The organism is Geodermatophilus sp. SYSU D00698 (genome assembly GCF_054050335.1).
In genome coordinates this window covers 126,235-144,885 of record NZ_JBJGZD010000001.1, presented here as the reverse complement: position 1 = coordinate 144,885, position 18,651 = coordinate 126,235, and the positions used below count along the sequence as shown (strand labels likewise).

The window sequence follows — 18,651 nt, the reverse complement described above, 5'->3', positions numbered from 1 at the left end:
GGCGGCCGGTGTGTCCCCGATGGGCCCGTCCGCCGGCCGTGACCCGTCAGTCGTCCCGGGCGGCCCGCGGCGCCACCCGGCGGCGGTGCCGGCGCAGCACGCCGAGCCCGAGCCACAGGATCGCTCCCAGCGGCTCAGGCCGGGGTGATCGAGAGGGTGAGCGCGCGGCGGCCGGCCTCGGAGCGGGCGGTGCGCAGCCGCTCCTCCGAGGGGGTGCCGTACTCGGTGGTGCGCTGCCGGGCGGGCCGGCCGATCGCCGCGGCCATCGCCTCGAGCTCGGCGATCGTCTTCAGCGAGCCGTTCTCGCTGCCGGCCATCCGGCTGATGGTCTCCTCCATCAGCGTGCCGCCGAGGTCGTTGGCCCCGCCCTGCAGCACCGCCTGCGTGCCGGCGTCACCGAGCTTCACCCACGAGGTCTGGACGTTGCCGATCCGCCCGTGCACCAGCAGCCGGGCGACGGCGTGCACCGCCCGGTTCTCCCGCACCGTCGGGCCCGGCCGCGCGACGCCGGCGAGGTAGATCGGCGCGTTGTGGTGCACGAACGGCAGCAGCACGAACTCGGTGAACCCGCCGGTCTCGTCCTGCTGGCGGGCGATCGTGCGCAGGTGCGCCACCCAGTGCGCCGGGGTGTCGACGTGGCCGTACATCATCGTCGACGTCGTCGGGATGCCCACCCGGTGCGCGGTGCCGATGATCTCCAGCCAGGTCGCCGCGGGCAGCTTGCCCTTGGTCAGCACCCAGCGGACGTCGTCGTCGAGGATCTCCGCCGCCGTGCCGGGGACCGAGTCGAGCCCGGCCTCCTTCGCCGCGCGCAGGAAGTCCTCGAACGACAGCCCGGTGCGGGCCGAGGCGTTGACGATCTCCATGGGGCTGAACGCGTGCAGGTGGATGCCGGGCTGGCGGCGCTTCACCTCGCCGATCAGGTCGAGGTAGGCGGACCCGGGCAGGTCGGGGTGGATGCCGCCCTGCATGCAGATCTCGGTGGCGCCGGCGGCCCACGCGCGGTCGACCCGGTCGCCGACCTCGGACAGCGAGAGCGTGTAGGCGTCGGCGTCGGTGCGCCGCTGGGCGAACGCGCAGAACCGGCAGCCGGTGTAACAGACGTTGGTGAAGTTGACGTTCCGGTTGACGACGTAGGTGACGTCGTCGCCGGTGACGTCGCGGCGGACGGCGTCGGCCAGCGCGCACAGCGCCTCGAGGTCGGGGCCGTCGGCGCCGAGCAGCGCCAGGTACTGCGCGTCGGAGAGCCCGGCGGGGTCGCGCTCGGCGGCGCGCAGCGCGGCGTGCACCCCGGGGTCACCCACCGCCAGGGCGGTGGAGGAGCCGTCGCGGGCCGCCGTGGTGCGGTCGCGCAGGTCGGCCCAGTCGCCGTAGACGGCGTCGAAGTCCCCGCGTCGGTCGCCGGTGCGACCGACGGTGTCCACCTCGACGTGCAGGTCGGTGCGGCCGGAGGACACCCAGGCCTCGTCGGGCTCCTGCCACGGCAGCCCGGTGGGGATGCGGCCCTCGACCGCGAGCCCGTCGGGCCCGGCCAGCGCGGCCACGTGCGGGCGCACCCGCGGGTCGAGCCACGGCTCGGGCTCGAGCACGTAGCGCGGCTGGGCGGCCAGCCGCTCGCGCAGGGTGAACCCGCCCTCGGCGGTCAGCGCGGCGAGCTTGTCGGTGTTCGGCCAGGGCCGCTCGGGGTTGACGTGGTCGGGCGTGAGCGGGGAGACCCCGCCCCAGTCGTCGACGCCGGCGCGCAGCAGCAGCCCGAGCTCGGTGGAGTCGGACAGGTTCGGCGGCGCCTGCACCCGCGCCCGCGGGCCGAGCAGCAGCCGGGTGACGGCGACGGCGGCCACGTACTCCTGCAGCGCGAGGTCGTCGTGCGCGGCCATCGCGGTGCGCGGCTTGGCGCGGAAGTTCTGCACGATGACCTCCTGCACGTGCCCGTGCCGCTGGTGCGCGGCGCGGATCCGCAGGACGGCGTCCACCCGCTCGGCCGGCGTCTCGCCGATGCCCAGCAGCACGCCGGTGGTGAACGGGACGGCGGAGCGGCCGGCGTCCTCGAGCACCCGCAGCCGCACGGCCGGCTCCTTGTCGGGGGAGCCGAAGTGGGGGCCGCCGCGCTCGGACCACAGCCGGGTCGCGGTCGTCTCGAGCATCATCCCCATCGACGCCGACACCGGCTTGAGCCGCTGGACCTCCTCCCAGGTCATCACCCCGGGGTTGAGGTGCGGGAGCAGCCCGGTCTCCTCCAGCACCCGGATCGCCATCGCCCGCAGGTAGGCCAGCGTCGAGTCGAAGCCGTGCGCCTCCAGCCACTCGGCGGCGACCGGCCAGCGGTCCTCGGGCCGGTCGCCGAGGGTGAACAGCGCCTCCTTGCAGCCCAGCGCCGCGCCCTGCCGGGCGACGTCGAGCACCTCGTCGGGGGAGAGGAACGGCGCCCTCCCCTGGGCCCGCAGCTGCCCGGGCGTGGTCACGAACGTGCAGTAGTGGCAGCGGTCGCGGCACAGGTGGGTGAGCGGGATGAACACCTTGCGGCTGTAGGTCACCACGCCGGGGCGGCCGGCCGAGGCCAGGCCGGCGTCGCGCACCCGCGAGGCGGCGGTGAGCAGGCGGTCCAGCGGCTCGCCGTCGCCCAGCCCGCGGGCCGACAGCAGGGTCTCGGCCTCGCCGGCGTCGAGGGTCACGCCACGCTCGGCGCGGGCGAGGGCCCGGCGCAGCGCGGACGGCACGGGGGTCTGTGGCTCGCTCATCGCCCTCGAAACTAGTCGAAGGACCCCCCCGCCCCCCACCCGCTCGCAGGCGCGCGGGCGGGCCCCTGCGGGGGGCCGGAACCGCCTCTGTCGCGCTAACGGCTCCCGGGGGCGTCGACGTAGCGGCCGCGCAGCCGGAGCAGGGGCGCGGCGCCGTCGCGCAGGACCGGCACGTCCTCGACGGCGAGCAGCGCCAGCACGTGGTCGCCGGCCGGCACGAGCCGGTCGAGCCGGCAGTCCAGCGCGACGACGCCGCCGTCGAGCACGATCGCGTCGCTGCCGGCCGCCCGCGACCACGGCACCGACTCGAGCAGGTGCCGCGCCGAGGGCCGCCCGGCGGAGGAGAACCGGCTGGCGAGGATCGCCTGCCCGGCGGCGAGCACGGTGAGCCCGCAGGTGCCCACGGCCTCCAGCACCTCGGCCGGGTACCCGTCGGCGGCCAGCCCGACGGCGACCAGCGGCGGGTCGGCCGACACGCTCATGACCGAGGTGACCGTCGTGCCGACGTCGTCGATGTCGTCCCGGACGGTCAGCAGCGCCACCCCCGCCGCGTACTGCCGCAGGGCGGCGCTGAAGTCGGAGGGTGACACCGGCATGGCGGCCAGTCGACCACACCGCCAGGATGGCCCGGTGAGCAGCGCGGACGAGAAGACCTACGACGTCGTCGTGATGGGCGCCGGCTCGACCGGGGAGAACGTCGCCGACGTCGTCGTCCGGGGCGGGCTGTCCGCGGTGCTGGTGGAGGAGCACCTCGTCGGCGGGGAGTGCTCCTACTACGCCTGCATGCCGAGCAAGGCGCTGCTGCGCGGCACCGAGGCGATCGAGGAGGCGCGCGCGGTCAAGGGCGCCGCCGCCGCGGTCACCGGCGAGCAGGACGTCGCCGCGACCCTCGAGCGCCGCGACTCCTTCGCCAGCCACTGGGACGACGCCGGCCAGGTGCGCTGGGTCGAGGGCGCCGGCATCGACCTGGTCCGCGGCACCGCCCGGCTCGAGGGCGAGCGGACCGTCGTCGTCACCCGCCCCGACGGCGGGGAGACCCGGCTCACCGCGCGGCACGCGGTCGCGGTCTGCACCGGGTCGGAGGCCGCGGTGCCGCCGGTCGAGGGCCTGCCCGACGTCGAGCCGTGGACCCCGCGCGAGGCCACGAGCGCGAAGGAGCCCCCGCGCCGGCTGCTGGTGGTCGGCGGCGGCTACGTCGGCTGCGAGACGTCCTTCGCCTGGAACGCCCTCGGCTCGCGGGTGACGCTCCTCCAGCAGGGCGACCGGCTGCTGCCCGGCGCCGAGCCGCAGGCCGGGGACGCGGTGCTCGCCTCGCTGCGCGACCGCGGCGTCGACGTCCGGCTCGACGCGGAGGTCCGCGCGGCCCGCCGCGAGCACGACGAGGTCGTCCTCACGACCGCCGAGGGCGAGGTCCGCGGCGACGAGGTGCTCGTGGCCGTCGGGCGGCGGGCGCGGACGACGGCGATCGGCGTGGACAGCGTCGGCCTCGAGCCGGGGGAGTACCTCGACGTCGACGACACGCTGCAGGTGCGCGGGCTGCCGTGGCTCTACGGCGTCGGCGACGTCAACGGCCGCCGGCAGCTCACCCACATGGGCAAGTACCAGGCCCGCCAGGCCGGCGCGGCGATCGTCGCCCGCGCCCGCGGCGAGGAGGTGCGGGTGGAGGACTGGTCGCCGCACACCGCCACCGCCGACCGCGCCGCCACGCCCTCGGTCGTGTTCACCGACCCGCAGGTGGCCAGCGTCGGCCTGACCAGCGCCCAGGCGGAGGAGCGCGGCCTGCCGCACCGCGTCGTCGAGTACCCGATCGGCTCGGTCTCGGGCGCCGCCCTGTTCGCCGACGGCTACGAGGGGACCGCGGTCGCCGTCGTCGACACCGAGCGCGAGGTGCTGCTCGGGGTGACCTTCGTCGGCCCGGCGGTGGCCGAGCTGCTGCACGCGGCGACGATCGCCGTCGTCGGGGAGGTGCCGATCGCGCGGCTGTGGCACGCGGTCCCGGCCTACCCGACGGTCAGCGAGATCTGGCTGCGGCTGCTCGAGACCTGGCGCGGCTGAGCGCTCAGGGCAGCGGGAACGGCGTGTCGCTCGGTGCGGGCAGGTCGCCGTCGACGGCGGCGGTGACGGTCATGCCCCGGAACTGCGCGCCGCCGAGCGTGGTCAGGAAGGCGGTGTCGGCGGCGTCGCGGCCCGAGCAGATCCGCACCAGCGACGAGGTCGGCGCCAGCCGCGTCGCGTCGACCACGCACCAGGTCCCGCCGACGTCGGCCTCCGCGACGGCGTGGAAGTCCATCGGGTCCAGCCCGGGCGCGTAGACGGCGACCAGCCGCGCCGGCACCTCCAGGGCGCGCAGCAGGGTGACCGTCAGGTGCGCGTAGTCGCGGCACACGCCGCGCCCGGCCAGCAGCGTGTCGACGGCGGTGTCCACCGGGCGGCTGGCGCCCGCGGCGTAGACCAGCCGCCGGTGCACCCAGTCGGCCACCGCGCCCACCAGCTCGGCGCGGGGCAGCGAGCGGTCGAACTCGGTGGCGGCGAACCCCTCGAGCTGGTCCGACGGGCAGTAGCGGCTGGGCCGGATCGCCTCCGCCCACGCCTCCGGCGTCACCGCGCGGCCCGGGCCGCCGCGCTCGGCGGTCGCGGTGTAGGTGACCTCGGTGGTGCCCGCCTCCAGCCGGACCCGGTGCACCCGCGCCTCGCCCACCCGGAGCTCCTCGACCTCCAGCGGGCGCCCCTCGCACAGCACGGTCAGCGTCTCGGTGGCAGGGGCGGCCACCGCCACCTGCAGCAGGGCGGTGGCCGGGCCGGCCGAGGAGAGGGTGAGCGAGGCGGCGACGGAGGTCGGCATGACCGAGATCGTCGCCGCGGCCGGGGTCCCGGCGCGCTGTGTGCTCGCTCACCGTGCTGCAGTGGGGGCCGTGCCCGCACCGTCCCGCAGTTCCTGGCGCCGCTACGTCGCCCTCGGCGACTCCTTCACCGAGGGGCTCAGCGACCCCGACCCGGCCCGCCCCGGCGAGTACCGCGGCTGGGCCGACCGGCTGGCCGAGCACCTGGCCGAGGCCTCGCCGGGCGCCGACGTCGAGTACGCCAACCTCGCCATCCGCGGGCGGCTGCTCCCGCAGGTGCTCGCCGAGCAGGTGCCGGTCGCCCGCGCGGCGCAGCCGGACCTGGTGAGCCTGGTGGCCGGCGGCAACGACCTGCTCCGTCCCGGCGCCGACCCCGACGTGCTGGCCGCCGCGCTGGAGGCGGCGGTGGCCGCCTTCCGCGCCGACGGCGCCGACGTGCTGCTCGCCACCGGCGTCGACCCGCGGCTGACGCCGATCATCCGGCGCACCCGCGGCCGGGTCGCGGTGTTCAACGCCTCGCTGTGGTCGATCGCCGCGCGGCACGGCGCCGTCGTCCTCGACCAGTGGGGCGCGGACTGGCTGCTGGACTGGCGGCTGTGGGACAGCGACCGCATCCACCTCACCGCCGAGGGGCACCGGCGGATGGCGCTGGCCGCGGCCGACGCGCTCGGCGTCCCGGTCCCCGGCGACGGCGAGTGGCGCACCCCGCTGCCGCCGGCCCCGCCGCGGGCGCTGCGCGCGGCGCTGGCCGAGGAGGCCGCCTGGGTGCGCGGGTTCGTCGCGCCGTGGATCGCCCGCCGCCTGCGCGGCCGGTCCTCCGGCGACGGGCGGGCCCCCAAGCGGCCGGTGCCGCTGGCGCTGCCCCGCGGCTGAACCCGCCGGGACCGTGCACCTCCGCGGAGGTTCCCGGAGGGCTCAGGCGGGGGCCTGGTCCCCGTCCGTCTCGTCCCCGTCGGTGACCGGCTCGTCGTCGGTGGGCGTGTCCTCGACGACCACGAGGAACGGCCGGGGGGCCGGGGGCTCCTCGGCGTCCTCCAGCGGGAACAGGTCGACGCCGTCGCCGCCGGCCGGGTCCGGCACCGGGGGCAGCTCGCCGGTGACCGCCTCCAGCTCGCCGGTCACGGCCTCGAGGACGGCGGCGGCCTCCTCGGCGGCCTGCTCGACGAGCACCTCGGCCATGAGCGCCTCGGCGCGGCTGGGCAGCGGCGCGGGCCGGCCGAAGGCGTAGCCCTGCGCCATCGCGCAGCCGTGCCGGCGCAGCCACTCGGCCTGCTCGAGGTCCTCGATGCCCTCGGCGATCACCTGCAGGCCCATGCCCTGCCCGAGCTGCAGCAGGCCCTGGACCAGGGCGGCGGTGGAGGGCCGGGTGACGACGTCGGCGACGAACGACCGGTCGATCTTGACGGTGTGGATCGGCAGCCGGTGCAGCGCGGTGATGGCCGAGTAGCCGGTGCCGAAGTCGTCGAGCGCCAGCGTCACGCCGCGCGCGGTCACCTCCGACACCGCCTGCAGCGTGGCCTCGGCGGCGAACAGCGCCGTCGACTCGGTGATCTCCAGCTCCAGCCGCCCGGGCGGCAGGCCGGACTCCTCCAGCGCGGCGGCGACCAGGTCGCTGAAGCCCTCCTCGGCCAGGTGGCGCGCCGACACGTTGACGTGCACCCGCAGCCCGGCCGGCCAGCCGGCGGCGTCGGTGCACGCCTGCCGCAGCACCCAGGCGCCCAGGCGGGAGGTGAGCCGGTTGTTCTCCGCGGCGTCGAGGAACGCGCCCGGCGGCAGCAGCCCGCGGGTGGGGTGCTGCCAGCGGATGAGCGCCTCGTAACCGAGCAGGGTCTCGTCGGCCAGGGAGACGATCGGCTGGTAGAACAGCCGCAGCTCGTCGCCGTCCAGCGCGCGGCGCAGGTCGGTCTCCAGCTGCAGCAGGTCGACCTCGTCCTCGGTCAGGCCGCCGTCGTGCACCTCGATGCGCGCCCGGCTGCCGTCCCGCTTGGCGCGGGTGAGCGCGCTGTGCGCCTGGCGCAGCAGGTCGTCGGGGGCGACGTCGGAGCCCATGGTCAGCCCGACGCTCGCCGACAGCACGATCTCGCGGTTGCCGAGCTGGAACGGGTCGTCGAGCACCGACAGCAGCCGGTCGGCCAGCGCCCGCAGGCCGTCGAGGTCCTCGACGTCCTCGGCGAGGATGAGGAACTCGTCGGCGCCGAGCCGCACGGCGGTGTCCTCGACGCGGGTGCTCCAGCGGAGCCGGTCGGCGACCTGGCTGAGCAGCTGGTCGCCGGCCTCGGTGCCGAGGGTGTCGTTGACCGCCTGGAACCGGTCGAGGTCCAGGTGCACCAGGCCCACCTGGAGCCCGCGGCGGCGGGACAGCGCGAGGGCGTGGGCGAGCCGGTCGGTGAGGGCGCGGCGGTTGGGCAGCCCGGTGAGCTGGTCGGTGAAGGCCCGGCGGACCAGGTCCTCCTCGGCCCGCCGCCGGTCGGTGACGTCGACCAGCGACAGGACGACGAAGTGCGGCTCGCCGGTGGTCCGGTGGACGACGGTGTGCGACTGCTGCACCCACAGCTCGGTGCCGTCGGCGCGGCGCAGGCGGCGCTCGCCGTCCCGGCGCAGCCACGGGTCCAGGCCGGCCTCGTCACCGGCAGCGCCGTCGCCGTCGGCGATCGGGGCCTCGTCGGGGTGGGCGAGCAGGTCGACGTGGCGGCCCACCACGTCGTCGATGCCGCGGCCGGACAGCGCGCACAGCGCGTCGTTGACGACGAGCAGGTGGCCGTCGAGGCCGACCAGGGCCTTGGGGACCGGCGAGTTGAGGAACAGGGCGCGGAACACCTGGCCGCGGTCGGCCAGCAGCGTGTCGATGGCCCGCAGCCTCGTCCCCGCCGGTGCGCCGCTCGGCTCGCCGGGCTGGTCGGCCCGGGGCCGGGGCACGTGGGGGGCGCTGAGAGTCACCTGCACAGGGTGGCCGACCGGACGGCCGGAGCAGCGGAACCCGCACACGGAGAGTCGTGGTCGGTCGCTCACGTTGCGTCACGGCGGGAGGCTGCCGTGTCGTCCGGTGCGCGTGGGGCGTCCCGGTGAGCAGCGCCTCCACCTCCGGCCACGGTCTCCCTCGGCACGGGTGTCCGCTCCGGGCGCCCGGGAGGGTGCCCGCGCACCGCTCCGGGGAGCAGGGTGGGCGCCCCGAGCGGAGGAGCGCGTCATGGACTGGAAGCTCGAGCTGGTCGCCGTGCCGGTCAGCGACGTCGACCGTGCGATCGCCTTCTACACCGACGGCGCCGGGTTCCACCTCGACCACGACCACCGGGTGAGCGACGGGGTCAGGTTCGTGCAGCTCACCCCGCCGGGGTCGGCGTGCTCGATCGCGATCGGCACCGGGCTGCTCGACGTGCCGCCCGGGGCGGCGCAGGGGCTGCAGCTCGTCGTCGACGACGTCGAGGTGGCGCACGAGGAGCTGACCCGGCGCGGCGTCGAGGTCAGCGAGGTCCAGCACCTCCCCTGGGGGTCGTTCGTGTTCTTCAGCGACCCGGACGGCAACGGCTGGGCGGTCCAGCAGCTGCCGCCGCGCTGAGCGCCGGGAATGCTGAGCGCCGGGGAATCCCGCGCCCGGCCCGTGCGCTGTGCCGGGCATGGACGTCGGCAAGCGCATCGGGTTCCTGTCGTTCGGGCACTGGCAGCCGCTGCCCGGCTCGGAGGTGCGCACGGCCCGGGACGCGCTGGTGCAGACCGTCGAGCTCGCCGTCGCCGCCGAGGAGCTCGGCCTGGACGGCGCGTTCGTCCGGGTGCACCACTTCGCGCGGCAGCTGGCCTCGCCGTTCCCGCTGCTGGCCGCCATGGCCGCGCGGACCTCGCGGATCGAGCTCGGCACCGGCGTCATCGACATGCGCTACGAGAACCCGCTGTACATGGCCGAGGAGGCCGCGGCCACCGACCTGCTCGCCAGCGGCCGGCTGCAGCTCGGCGTGAGCCGGGGGTCACCGGAGACGGCGCTGCGCGGCTCGGAGGCGTTCGGTCACGTCCCGCCGGAGGGGTCCTCGGACGCCGACCTGGCGCGCGAGAAGACGGCGCTGTTCCTCGCCGCGGTGCGCGGCGCGACCGTCGTCGACGCCGACCCCGGGATGACCGGCGGCGCGCGCGGCCGGCTCGCGATCCAGCCGCAGTCACCGGGCCTGGCCGACCGGATCTGGTGGGGCGCCGGCACCCGGGCGACGGGGGAGTGGGCCGCCCGCCAGGAGCTGAACCTGATGAGCTCGACCCTGCTGTCCGAGGACACCGGCGTGCCCTTCGACGAGCTGCAGGCCGAGCAGATCGCCCGCTACCGCGCCGCCTGGGTCGAGGCCGGGTGGGACCGCGAGCCGCGGGTGTCGGTGAGCCGCAGCGTCGTCCCGATCGTGTCCGACGTCGACCGCGCCTACTTCGGCGACGAGCGCCGCTCGTCCGACCAGGTCGGCCTGCTCGAGGGCGTGCGCGCCCGCTTCGGCCGCAGCTACGCCGGCGAGCCCGACGAGGTGGCCGAGGAGCTGGCCAAGGACGCCGCCGTCCGCGAGGCCGACACCCTGCTGCTCACGGTGCCGAACATGCTCGGCGTCGAGTACAACGCCCGGCTGCTGGAGAACGTCGCGCGCCACGTCGCGCCGGCGCTGGGCTGGACGCCCGCCGGCGCGCGCTGACGCACGCACGCGAGAGGCCCGGGACCGCGGTGCGGTCCCGGGCCTCCCCTGCCTCCTGGGGGGTCACTCGAAGCTGACGTTGCCCTCGGCGTCGAGCGTGGCGGTGACGAGGGCGCTGTTGGTCGGGTCGTCGGCCGCGGCCACCTGGCAGTCCAGCGTCAGGCCGTCCTCGGCGACGAGCACGGTGCGGTCGCCGGCGTCGCAGGTGGAGACGACCTCGAGGCCGGTGCTCGCGGCGAACTGCTCGCTCAGGGTCGCCTCGACGTCGGCCACGTGCACGTAGACCTGGTCGCTGTCGATGGTCACGTTGCCCTCGTCGTCGGTCTGCTCGACGGTGAAGGTCACCTCCTGGCCCTCCAGCTGCGCGGTGCAGGTGGTGACCGTGCCGGCGGCGAGCTCGACGTCCTCGGGGCAGCTGACGTCGGTGACGGTGACGCCGGCCTGCTCCTGCGCGACGGCGGCGATCTGCCGCTCGGCCTCGGCGGTGTCGAGCACCTTGCTGCCGAGGAGGAGGAAGGCGCCGACGCCGAGCGCGGCGACGACGAGCACCGCGAGGACGCTGCCGACGATCGCGCCGGTGCGCTTCCCGGGGGGCTGCTGGCCGTAGGGGGTGCCGGGGCCGTCCCAGCCGTTGGGGGCGGGGAAGGGCGCCGGGGCGTAGGGGCCCTGCGGGGCGTGCGGCTGGGCGTTGCGGGGGTCGTGGACCTGGGTCACGGGGCGCTCCTCGGTGCGGTCCCGGGGCCGTCCCCGGGTGCTCGGGAGCACCGTCCCGCCGCCCGCTTGCAGCGCCCTTCGGGACGACTTGCGGTCCACGGCAAGTGGCGGTGAACGGCGCGCCCGGCAGGGATCGAACCTGCGACCAAGTGCTTAGAAGGCACCTGCTCTATCCGCTGAGCTACGGGCGCTCGGTCGCCGATGATGACACCTCCACGGCGCCGGGGGTGAGCGGGTGACGACCGGGGCGGTCGCCGTCCACAGGCGCCGGGTCCTCCACAGGCCGCTCCCGGCGCCGCCACGGGCCCCCGCGCGGGACGAGGGTCGGACCCGGACCGGCACCGTGCCGGCTCCTGGACCCGAGGAGCACCGTGAGCACCACCGAGATCACCGTCGTCGGCAACGTCGTCACGTCACCCAACCGCGTGCGCACGCAGAGCGGCACCGTCACCAACTTCCGCGTCGCCTCCACCGAGCGCCGCTGGGACAGCACCGCCCAGGGCTTCGTCGACGGCGCGACGTTCTTCGTCGACGTCGAGTGCTGGAACGAGCTGAGCGGCAACGTGTCGCACAGCGTCAGCAAGGGCGACCCGGTCGTCGTCCGGGGCACGCTGCGCACCGACGAGTGGGAGAACGACACGGGCCGCCACAGCCGGCCGCGGGTCCGGGCCCGCACCGTGGGCTTCGACCTCAGCAAGGGCACCGCCGAGTTCCGCAAGACCCGGCGGACGGCGGCCGCGCCGCCGGCCGAGCCGGTCGACGAGGCCGCCGACGAGCGGGACTATCCGGAGCCGGTCCAGCCGTTGTACGAGGTGGACCCCGACTCGTCCGCGGCCGGTGCGGCGCTCGACGCCCTGCCGGAACCGGCTCTCCACTAGCCGCCGCGAACTGGGAGGATCGGGGACGAGAACGCACGGGGGCCGGGCCGGGGCACGCGCCGGCCCGCCCCTCTCCGCGCATCGACACCGCGCACCGACGGAAGGCTCGAACGCCCAGTGGCTCAGTACATCTACACCATGGCCCGTGCCCGCAAGGCGCACGGCGACAAGGTCATCCTCGACGACGTCACCCTGTCGTTCCTGCCCGGCGCCAAGATCGGCGTCGTCGGCCCCAACGGTGCGGGCAAGTCGACCGTCCTCAAGATCATGGCCGGGCTGGAGCAGCCCTCCAACGGCGACGTGATGCTGGCCGCCGACGCGACCGTCGGCATCCTGCTGCAGGAGCCGCCGCTCAACGAGGAGCTCGACGTGCGCGGCAACGTCGAGGAGGCGGTCAAGCCGCTGCGCGACGCGTTGACCCGCTTCGAGGAGGTCAGCGCGGCGATGGGGGAGCCCGACGCCGACTTCGACGCGCTGCTGGCCGAGCAGGGCGAGCTGATGGAGGTCATCGAGCAGCACGACGGCTGGGAGCTGGACGCCCGCATCGAGCAGGCGATGGACGCGCTGCGCTGCCCGCCCGGCGACGCCGACGTCAGCGTCCTGTCCGGTGGTGAGCGCCGCCGCGTCGCGCTGTGCCGCCTGCTGCTCGAGGCGCCCGACCTGCTGCTGCTCGACGAGCCCACCAACCACCTCGACGCCGAGAGCGTCGCGTGGCTGGAGCAGCACCTCGAGAAGTACGCCGGCACCGTCGTCGCCGTCACCCACGACCGGTACTTCCTCGACAACGTCGCCCAGTGGATCCTCGAGCTCGACCGCGGCCGGGCCTACCCCTACGAGGGCAACTACTCCACCTACCTGGAGACCAAGGCCGCCCGCCTCAAGGTCGAGGGCGCCAAGGACGCCAAGCGGCAGAAGCGGCTGGCCGAGGAGCTGGAGTGGGTGCGGTCGGGCGCGAAGGCCCGCCAGGCCAAGAGCAAGGCCCGCCTCCAGCGCTACGAGGAGATGGCGGCCGAGGCCGACAAGTACCGCAAGCTGGACTTCGAGGAGATCCAGATCCCGCCGGGCCCGCGGCTGGGCAACGTGGTCGTCGAGAGCCACGACCTCACCAAGGGCTTCGGTGACCGCATCCTCATCGACGACCTGTCCTTCACGCTGCCGCGCAACGGCATCGTCGGCGTCGTCGGCCCCAACGGCGCCGGCAAGACCACGCTGTTCAAGATGCTGGTCGGCGAGGAGAAGCCGGACGACGGCGAGATCAAGGTCGGGGAGACCGTGAAGATCTCCTACGTCGAGCAGACCCGCAGCGGCATCGACCCCAAGAAGACGCTGTGGGAGGTCGTCTCCGACGGGCTGGACCACATCAAGGTCGGCAACGTCGAGATGCCCTCGCGGGCCTACGTCGCGGCGTTCGGCTTCAAGGGCCCGGACCAGCAGAAGCCGGCCGGCGTGCTCTCCGGCGGTGAGCGCAACCGGCTGAACCTGGCGCTGACCCTCAAGCAGGGCGGCAACCTGCTGCTGCTCGACGAGCCGACCAACGACCTCGACGTCGAGACGCTGACCAGCCTGGAGTCGGCGCTGCTGGAGTTCCCCGGCTGCGCCGTGGTGGTCAGCCACGACCGGTGGTTCCTCGACCGCGTGGCCACCCACATCCTCGCCTACGAGGGCGACTCGAAGTGGTTCTGGTTCGAGGGCAACTTCGCCGACTACGAGAAGAACAAGGTCGAGCGGCTCGGCCCCGAGGCCGCCCGCCCGCACCGTGCCACGTACCGCAAGCTGACCCGCGACTAGCCCGCGGTCACACCCCGCCGACGGCGGCCGGAGCACCTGCTCCGGCCGCCGTCGGCGTCCGCGGTGCGCGCACACGGCGCCGGGAGCCGCGGTCGACGGGCGCGGGAGGCGTGCGGCAGGGTGTCGGACCGTGCGGTTCACGGTGCAGGTCCCGATGCGCTGGTCGGACATGGACGCCTACGGCCACGTCAACAACGTCGTCCACCTGCAGTACTTCGAGATGGCGCGGGTCGCGCTGTTCTTCGAGCGGGCGTCGCTGGAGGAGCGCACCGGGCTGCGCCGCGGCACCGTCGTCGCCGCCCACGAGATCGCCTACAAGCGGCCGGTCGTCTACTCCGCCCGGCCGCTGGACGTGCAGATCTGGGTGTCGGGCGTCCGGGCGGCCGCCTTCACCTGCCACTACGAGGTCTTCGACCACGAGCGGCTCGCCGTCACCGGCAGCACGCTGCTGGTGCCCTTCGACTTCTCCATCGACCGGCCGCGCCGGCTCACCCCGGACGAGAAGGACTTCCTCGCCCGCTGGGCCGACGAGCCGGAGGCCTGAGCCCGGGGGTCACCAGCGGGCGGCCGGCGCGCCCTGCACCACGCCGCTGCCGGCGTGCATCCAGTCGCGCGGGGGAGCGGTCTCCACCACCCGCTTGCCCAGCGGGAACAGCCCGACGGCGGCCAGCTTGAACGACGCGATCCCGAACGGGATCCCGACGACCGTCACGCAGAAGGCGATCCCGGCGAGCACGTGCAGCAGCGCCAGCCACCACCCGGCGACGAGGAACCACACCAGGTTCCCGATCGCCGAGGCGACGCCGGCGCCCGCACCGTCGTCCGGCCGAAGGGCCACACCACGAACCCGGCGAGCCGGAACGCGGCGATGCCGAACGGGATGGTCATCACCAGCAGGCAGGCCACGGCGCCGGCGAGCGCGTAGGCCAGGGCGAGCAGCCAGCCGTGCAGGACCAGCCAGACCAGGTTCAGCAGCGTGCGGAGGGTGTCCACGCACAGACGACGGACCGCGGGCGCGCCGGGTTCCGCGCCGGCGGGACGGTCCGCGGGCGGACGACGGGCGCCCGGCCACGGCAGGATCGCGACCGCCGGCGCGGTCGGCCGACCGGCCGGGGCCACCCGAGAGGAGCCCGTCCGCGATGACCACCGACACCCGCGCACCCGCCGTCGACGACACGGCCACCGACACGGCCACCGACACGGCCACCGAGGCCCTCGCCGGGCGCCTGTTCGACACCGTGCTGGCCTGCCTCGACGCCCAGGCGATCGTGATCGGCGACCGGCTCGGCTACTACCGGGCCCTCGCCGACGGCGACGCGCTCACCTCCGCCGAGATGGCCGGGTGCACCGGGACGGCGGAGCGCTACGTGCGCGAGTGGCTGGAGCAGCAGGCCGTCACCGGGATCCTCACCGCCGCCGACGACCCCGACCGCCCCGGCGACGCGCGGGCCCGCCGCTTCACCCTCCCGCCCGGCCACCGCGCCCCCCTGCTCGACGTCCTCAGCGGCGACCACCTCCTCCCGCTGGTCCGCTTCGCCGTCGCGGCCGGCCGGCAGGCCGACGCACTGGCCGAGGTGCACCGCACCGGCGGCGGCATCTCCTGGGCGCGGCAGGGCGCCGACGTCCGGGAGGCGCAGGCCGCCGCGAACCGGCCGCTGTTCCTCGGCCCGCTGGGGCGCGAGCACCTCCCGTCGATCCCCGACGTCGACGCGGCGCTGCGGCGCGGCGGCCGGGTCGCCGACGTCGGCTGCGGGTACGGCTGGTCCTCGATCGGCATCGCGCTGGCCTACCCCGCGGCGACCGTCGACGGCTTCGACGTCGACGCGCCGTCGGTGGAGGCGGCCCGCCGCAACGCGGCCGAGGCCGGGGTCGCCGACCGGGTCCGGTTCGCCGTCACCGACGCCGCGACGGTGTCGGGCACCTACGACGTCGTCACGGCCTTCGAGTGCGTGCACGACCTGGCCGACCCCGTGGCGGTGCTCGCGGCCATGCGGCGGCTGGCCGGGGACGGCGGCGCGGTCCTCGTCGTGGACGAGCGGGTGGCCGAGGAGTTCACCGCCCCCGGCGACGACGTCGAGCGGCTGATGTACGGCTACAGCCTGGTGTGCTGCCTGCCCGACGGGCTCTCGACCCGGCCCTCGGCCGCGACCGGGACCGTCATGCGGCCGGCCACGCTGCGCCGGTACGCGCGCGAGGCGGGCTTCACCGACGTCGAGGTGCTCGACGTCCGGGACGAGGTCTTCCGCTTCTACCGGCTGGTCTGAGCCCTCAGCCGGCCACGATCCGCGGCACCGGCCGGTCCGCCCCCGTGGGCGCCCCCCGGCGGGCGGCCTCCTCCTCCGGCACCGGCCGGACGACGGCGCCCTCGGCGATCCCCGCCCCCGCGAACACCGCCGCGTTGATCCCGCCGCGGTGCACCATCGCCTTCACCAGCCGGGCGCCGGTGAGCCGCTCGAGGTGCGCGCACGGCGGGCAGCGCTTCACCCCGAACAGCAGCGCGTCGCCGACGGCGAACCACCGGCCCACCAGCGAGGGCAGGTCGACCCCGGTGGTGACCAGGTTGCGGCGGGTGTCCCCGGGCGTCAGCGGCACGCCGACCTCGTCCGCGACCGCCGCGACGTCGTCGGCGTCGATCAGCGTGAGCTGCTTCTCCAGGTCCGGGTAGCGCGCCCACGTGCCGCCGCCGAGGGCGTAGCGGTCACCCTCCAGCCCGCGCCCGGCCAGCAGCCGCCCGGCGGGGACCCGCCGCATGGGCGCGGCGGCGGCCGGGGTCGTCCAGATCTCGAGGACGGTCATCGCGGGACCTCCGGGGCGGGGGAGCGCCGGCGGCGGCGCGGGGGCGGGGCGTCGTCGGCGCCGCGGGCGTCCAGCGCCTCGCTCACGTCGTGGGCCATCTGCAGGACCTGCACCAGCAGCGGGGCGACCGTCGTCCGCAGCCCGCGCAGGCCGTGCGGGGAGCCGCCGCGGGCCGCCTGCGCCTCCCGGATGCGGTCCGCCCGCTCGACGAGCACCGGGATGAACCGCAGCGCCATGGTGACCACCAGCCCGACCCGTGCCGGCCGCACCCCGACCAGCCGCAGCGGGGCGGCCAGCCGCTCGACCACCGCCACCATCGCGCTCACCCGCGTCGTCGCCGTCACCACGGCCGCGGCCAGCACCAGCGTGAGCAGGCGCAGCCCGACGTGCGCGCCGGTGCGCAGGTCGGTGGTCAGCGCGTGCACGACCAGCAGCGCCAGCACCCACCACAGCACCGCCCGCGCCTGCCGCGCCAGCACCGCGACCGGCAGCCGGGCCACCAGCAGCCCGACGGCCAGCACGCCCGCCAGGGCCACACCGGCCGCCGTCAGCGTCGGCAGCCAGAACAGCGCGACGGCGAGGACGGCGAGGGCGAGCAGCTTCGCCCCGGCCGGCAGCCGGTGGACGACGCCGTCCCGCGGGACGTACAGCGCGAGGGTCACCGGCCGGCCATCAGCGCGCGGTAGGCGGCCACGGCCGGGCCGGGGGCGGCGTCCTCCACCACCCGGCCGCGGTCGACGACCAGCACCCGGTCGAAGCCGTCGAGCAGGTCCAGCTGGTGGGTGACGACGACCACCTGCTGCTCCAGCCCGGCGATCAGCCCGGCCACCCGCCGGGCGTTGACCAGGTCCAGCAGCGTCGTCGGCTCGTCGAACACGATGCGGGCGGGGCGCATGACCAGCACGCCGGCGATGGCCAGCAGCTGCTTCTGCCCACCCGACAGCAGGTGCGCGGGGTGGTCGGCGTGCCCGGCCAGGCCGTAGCGGGCCAGCACCTCGGCGACGCGGGCGGCCCGCTCGTCCGGCGGGACGCCCTGGTTCTCCAGCCCGTAGGCGACGTCCTCGGCGACCGTGGGGTGCACGATCTGCGCGTCGGGGTCCTGGAAGACGAACCCGACGCGGCGCCGCACGGCGCGCACCTGGGTGCGGGTGTCCAGCCCGTCGACCAGCACCCGCCCCTCGGTGGGCACGACCAGGCCGTTGAGCAGGCGGGCGAAGGTGCTCTTGCCCGAGCCGTTGGCACCGACGACGCCGACCCGCGGCTCGGTCAGGGTGAGGTCGAGGTCCTCGAGCACCACCCGCTCGCCGTACCGGTGCCCGACGCCGCGCAGCTCGATGCCGCGCCCCGGCTCGGCGAGCTCGTCCGCGGCGGGCGCCGGACCGGGACGGCGGAGCCTCACCGGGTGCCGGCCGCCCGGCGGGGACGGTCGATGACGGGGTAGCTGCGCCGGACGACGTCGGCGACGGCCGCGGCGACGAAGGCCTTGAACAGGTCGCCGGGGATGAAGACGGCGGCGCCGGTCCACAGCGCGGTGCCCCAGTCGAGCCCGGCCACGGCCTTGAGCACCGGGACGCCCACGGCGTAGACCACGACGATCCCGCCGACGACGTTGGCCACCAGGCCCCAGCCGACGTTGTAGCGGTCCCAGACCCGCTCGGTCAGCCAGCCGACGACGAACGCGGCGAGCGGCCAGCTGTAGAGGTACCCGGCCGTGGCGCCGGCGAAGGGCGCCAGGCCGCCGGCGCCGCTGGCCAGCAGCGGCAGCCCGACCGCCACCAGGACCAGGAACAGCAGGACGGCGAGGAAGCCGCGGCGGGCACCCAGGACGCTGCCGGCCAGCATGACGCCGAGGGTCTGCGCGGTGATCGGCACCGGCCCCACGTTGATCGCCGGCAGGGTCCCCAGCGCGGCGATGATCGCGGCGAAGAGGGCGACGTAGGCCAGGTCCCGGGTCTTCACGGCGTCTCCTCCACAGGCAGCGGGACGGGCCCGCGCGGTCCCCGCGGAAGGTACCCGAGGGGCGCGCGGGACCGGCCCGGCGGGCGTCCCGGGACCCCGCCGGGCCCGTCGCCGTCGGTGTCCGGGCGCTCACCTGCAGATACGTCCGCCGGTTTGCCCGGGCCGCGCGCGACGTGTTTTCTGGGATCGCTGAGGCCTTCGGCGGAGGCGAGGAACAGGCGGAATCTGCATGGCAACCGGGTGGTGGGCGTCACTGTGGTCGCGGGGACGTCACGAACCGCGG

General features: G+C 75.7%; 18 protein-coding genes, 1 tRNA gene and 1 pseudogene. 8 read left to right on the top strand and 12 right to left on the bottom strand.

Features of this window, described 5'->3' with window-relative positions:
• Positions 1-134 precede the first annotated feature (134 nt).
• A complete protein-coding gene (locus ACI8AB_RS00710; protein WP_456948556.1) occupies positions 135-2,738 on the bottom strand; it encodes a bifunctional FO biosynthesis protein CofGH in 2,604 nt (867 codons plus the stop codon).
• Positions 2,739-2,833: 95 nt separating this feature from the next.
• On the bottom strand, positions 2,834-3,334 hold the full coding sequence (locus ACI8AB_RS00705; RefSeq protein ID WP_456948555.1) for a flavin reductase family protein: 501 nt from the start codon (positions 3,332-3,334) through the stop codon (positions 2,834-2,836).
• Between the two features lie 34 nt (positions 3,335-3,368).
• Here ACI8AB_RS00705 and ACI8AB_RS00700 point away from each other — a divergent pair, with 34 nt between their 5' ends.
• Complete coding sequence (locus ACI8AB_RS00700; RefSeq protein ID WP_456948554.1) at positions 3,369-4,793, top strand: dihydrolipoyl dehydrogenase family protein; 1,425 nt, start codon at positions 3,369-3,371, stop codon at positions 4,791-4,793.
• A gap of 4 nt (positions 4,794-4,797) precedes the next feature.
• Here the strand turns inward: ACI8AB_RS00700 and ACI8AB_RS00695 are convergent, their stop codons facing one another.
• Positions 4,798-5,580: a transglutaminase-like domain-containing protein gene (locus ACI8AB_RS00695; RefSeq protein ID WP_456948553.1), complete on the bottom strand. Its 783-nt coding sequence runs from the start codon at positions 5,578-5,580 to the stop codon at positions 4,798-4,800.
• Positions 5,581-5,650: 70 nt separating this feature from the next.
• Here ACI8AB_RS00695 and ACI8AB_RS00690 point away from each other — a divergent pair, with 70 nt between their 5' ends.
• Positions 5,651-6,451 carry an SGNH/GDSL hydrolase family protein gene (locus tag ACI8AB_RS00690; RefSeq protein WP_456948552.1) on the top strand — a complete coding sequence of 267 codons (801 nt, stop codon included), beginning with the start codon at positions 5,651-5,653 and terminating at the stop codon, positions 6,449-6,451.
• Positions 6,452-6,493: 42 nt separating this feature from the next.
• Here ACI8AB_RS00690 and ACI8AB_RS00685 read toward each other — a convergent pair whose 3' ends face one another.
• Positions 6,494-8,515, bottom strand: coding sequence for a putative bifunctional diguanylate cyclase/phosphodiesterase (locus tag ACI8AB_RS00685; RefSeq protein ID WP_456948551.1), 2,022 nt, complete (start codon positions 8,513-8,515; stop codon positions 6,494-6,496).
• A gap of 250 nt (positions 8,516-8,765) precedes the next feature.
• Here ACI8AB_RS00685 and ACI8AB_RS00680 point away from each other — a divergent pair, with 250 nt between their 5' ends.
• Entirely contained in the window at positions 8,766-9,134 is a 369-nt protein-coding gene (locus tag ACI8AB_RS00680) for a VOC family protein (protein WP_456948550.1), read from the top strand.
• Positions 9,135-9,192: 58 nt separating this feature from the next.
• Complete coding sequence (locus tag ACI8AB_RS00675; protein ID WP_456948549.1) at positions 9,193-10,233, top strand: LLM class flavin-dependent oxidoreductase; 1,041 nt, start codon at positions 9,193-9,195, stop codon at positions 10,231-10,233.
• Positions 10,234-10,296: 63 nt separating this feature from the next.
• Here the strand turns inward: ACI8AB_RS00675 and ACI8AB_RS00670 are convergent, their stop codons facing one another.
• Positions 10,297-10,947 carry a DUF4333 domain-containing protein gene (locus ACI8AB_RS00670; protein WP_456948548.1) on the bottom strand — a complete coding sequence of 217 codons (651 nt, stop codon included), beginning with the start codon at positions 10,945-10,947 and terminating at the stop codon, positions 10,297-10,299.
• A 118-nt stretch (positions 10,948-11,065) separates the two neighbouring features.
• Positions 11,066-11,138 (bottom strand) — tRNA-Arg (locus ACI8AB_RS00665).
• Between the two features lie 180 nt (positions 11,139-11,318).
• Here ACI8AB_RS00665 and ACI8AB_RS00660 point away from each other — a divergent pair.
• The 3 genes from ACI8AB_RS00660 (at position 11,319) to ACI8AB_RS00650 (ending at position 14,157) form a co-directional block, all read left to right on the top strand.
• The gene (locus tag ACI8AB_RS00660) at positions 11,319-11,825 is read left to right on the top strand and encodes a single-stranded DNA-binding protein (protein WP_456948547.1); all 507 of its coding nucleotides are present in this window, start codon (positions 11,319-11,321) and stop codon (positions 11,823-11,825) included.
• Positions 11,826-11,942: 117 nt separating this feature from the next.
• On the top strand, positions 11,943-13,613 hold the full coding sequence (gene ettA, locus ACI8AB_RS00655) for an energy-dependent translational throttle protein EttA (protein ID WP_456948546.1): 1,671 nt from the start codon (positions 11,943-11,945) through the stop codon (positions 13,611-13,613).
• Positions 13,614-13,743: 130 nt separating this feature from the next.
• Positions 13,744-14,157, top strand: a complete 414-nt coding sequence (locus ACI8AB_RS00650; protein WP_387985547.1) for an acyl-CoA thioesterase — start codon at positions 13,744-13,746, stop codon at positions 14,155-14,157.
• Between the two features lie 9 nt (positions 14,158-14,166).
• Here the strand turns inward: ACI8AB_RS00650 and ACI8AB_RS00645 are convergent, their stop codons facing one another.
• On the bottom strand, positions 14,167-14,451 hold the full coding sequence (locus ACI8AB_RS00645; protein ID WP_456948545.1) for a YccF domain-containing protein: 285 nt from the start codon (positions 14,449-14,451) through the stop codon (positions 14,167-14,169).
• Between the two features lie 44 nt (positions 14,452-14,495).
• Positions 14,496-14,606: pseudogene (locus tag ACI8AB_RS00640) on the bottom strand (YccF domain-containing protein); the annotation flags it as partial.
• 146 nt (positions 14,607-14,752) lie between these two features.
• Between ACI8AB_RS00640 and ACI8AB_RS00635 the strand changes: the two are divergent.
• On the top strand, positions 14,753-15,877 hold the full coding sequence (locus tag ACI8AB_RS00635) for a class I SAM-dependent methyltransferase (RefSeq protein WP_456948544.1): 1,125 nt from the start codon (positions 14,753-14,755) through the stop codon (positions 15,875-15,877).
• 4 nt (positions 15,878-15,881) lie between these two features.
• On the opposite strand, the gene ACI8AB_RS00630 is transcribed toward ACI8AB_RS00635, so the two are convergent.
• Genes ACI8AB_RS00630 through ACI8AB_RS00615 form a run of 4 tightly spaced genes read right to left on the bottom strand, consistent with a single transcriptional unit; the run spans position 15,882 to position 18,368 of the window.
• The gene (locus tag ACI8AB_RS00630; protein WP_387985539.1) at positions 15,882-16,409 is read right to left on the bottom strand and encodes an MOSC domain-containing protein; all 528 of its coding nucleotides are present in this window, start codon (positions 16,407-16,409) and stop codon (positions 15,882-15,884) included.
• Positions 16,406-17,071 (bottom strand): energy-coupling factor transporter transmembrane component T family protein, encoded by a 666-nt coding sequence (locus ACI8AB_RS00625; RefSeq protein ID WP_387985536.1) that lies wholly within the window; start codon positions 17,069-17,071, stop codon positions 16,406-16,408. Before ACI8AB_RS00625 ends, ACI8AB_RS00630 begins: the two co-directional genes overlap by 4 nt.
• Positions 17,068-17,808 carry an energy-coupling factor ABC transporter ATP-binding protein gene (locus tag ACI8AB_RS00620; protein WP_456948543.1) on the bottom strand — a complete coding sequence of 247 codons (741 nt, stop codon included), beginning with the start codon at positions 17,806-17,808 and terminating at the stop codon, positions 17,068-17,070. Before ACI8AB_RS00620 ends, ACI8AB_RS00625 begins: the two co-directional genes overlap by 4 nt.
• Complete coding sequence (locus tag ACI8AB_RS00615; protein WP_387985531.1) at positions 17,805-18,368, bottom strand: biotin transporter BioY; 564 nt, start codon at positions 18,366-18,368, stop codon at positions 17,805-17,807. Before ACI8AB_RS00615 ends, ACI8AB_RS00620 begins: the two co-directional genes overlap by 4 nt.
• Positions 18,369-18,651: the final 283 nt, after the last annotated feature.

Bases quoted from the DNA above. Each gene is read 5' to 3' on its own strand.
- ACI8AB_RS00710 (WP_456948556.1), bottom strand. From the start codon at position 2,738: ATGAGCGAGCCACAGACCCCCGTGCCGTCCGCGCTGCGCCGGGCCCTC.
- ACI8AB_RS00705 (WP_456948555.1), bottom strand. From the start codon at position 3,334: ATGCCGGTGTCACCCTCCGACTTCAGCGCCGCCCTGCGGCAGTACGCG.
- ACI8AB_RS00695 (WP_456948553.1), bottom strand. From the start codon at position 5,580: ATGCCGACCTCCGTCGCCGCCTCGCTCACCCTCTCCTCGGCCGGCCCG.
- ACI8AB_RS00680 (WP_456948550.1), top strand. From the start codon at position 8,766: ATGGACTGGAAGCTCGAGCTGGTCGCCGTGCCGGTCAGCGACGTCGAC.
- ACI8AB_RS00675 (WP_456948549.1), top strand. From the start codon at position 9,193: ATGGACGTCGGCAAGCGCATCGGGTTCCTGTCGTTCGGGCACTGGCAG.
- ACI8AB_RS00635 (WP_456948544.1), top strand. From the start codon at position 14,753: ATGACCACCGACACCCGCGCACCCGCCGTCGACGACACGGCCACCGAC.
- ACI8AB_RS00630 (WP_387985539.1), bottom strand. From the start codon at position 16,409: ATGACCGTCCTCGAGATCTGGACGACCCCGGCCGCCGCCGCGCCCATG.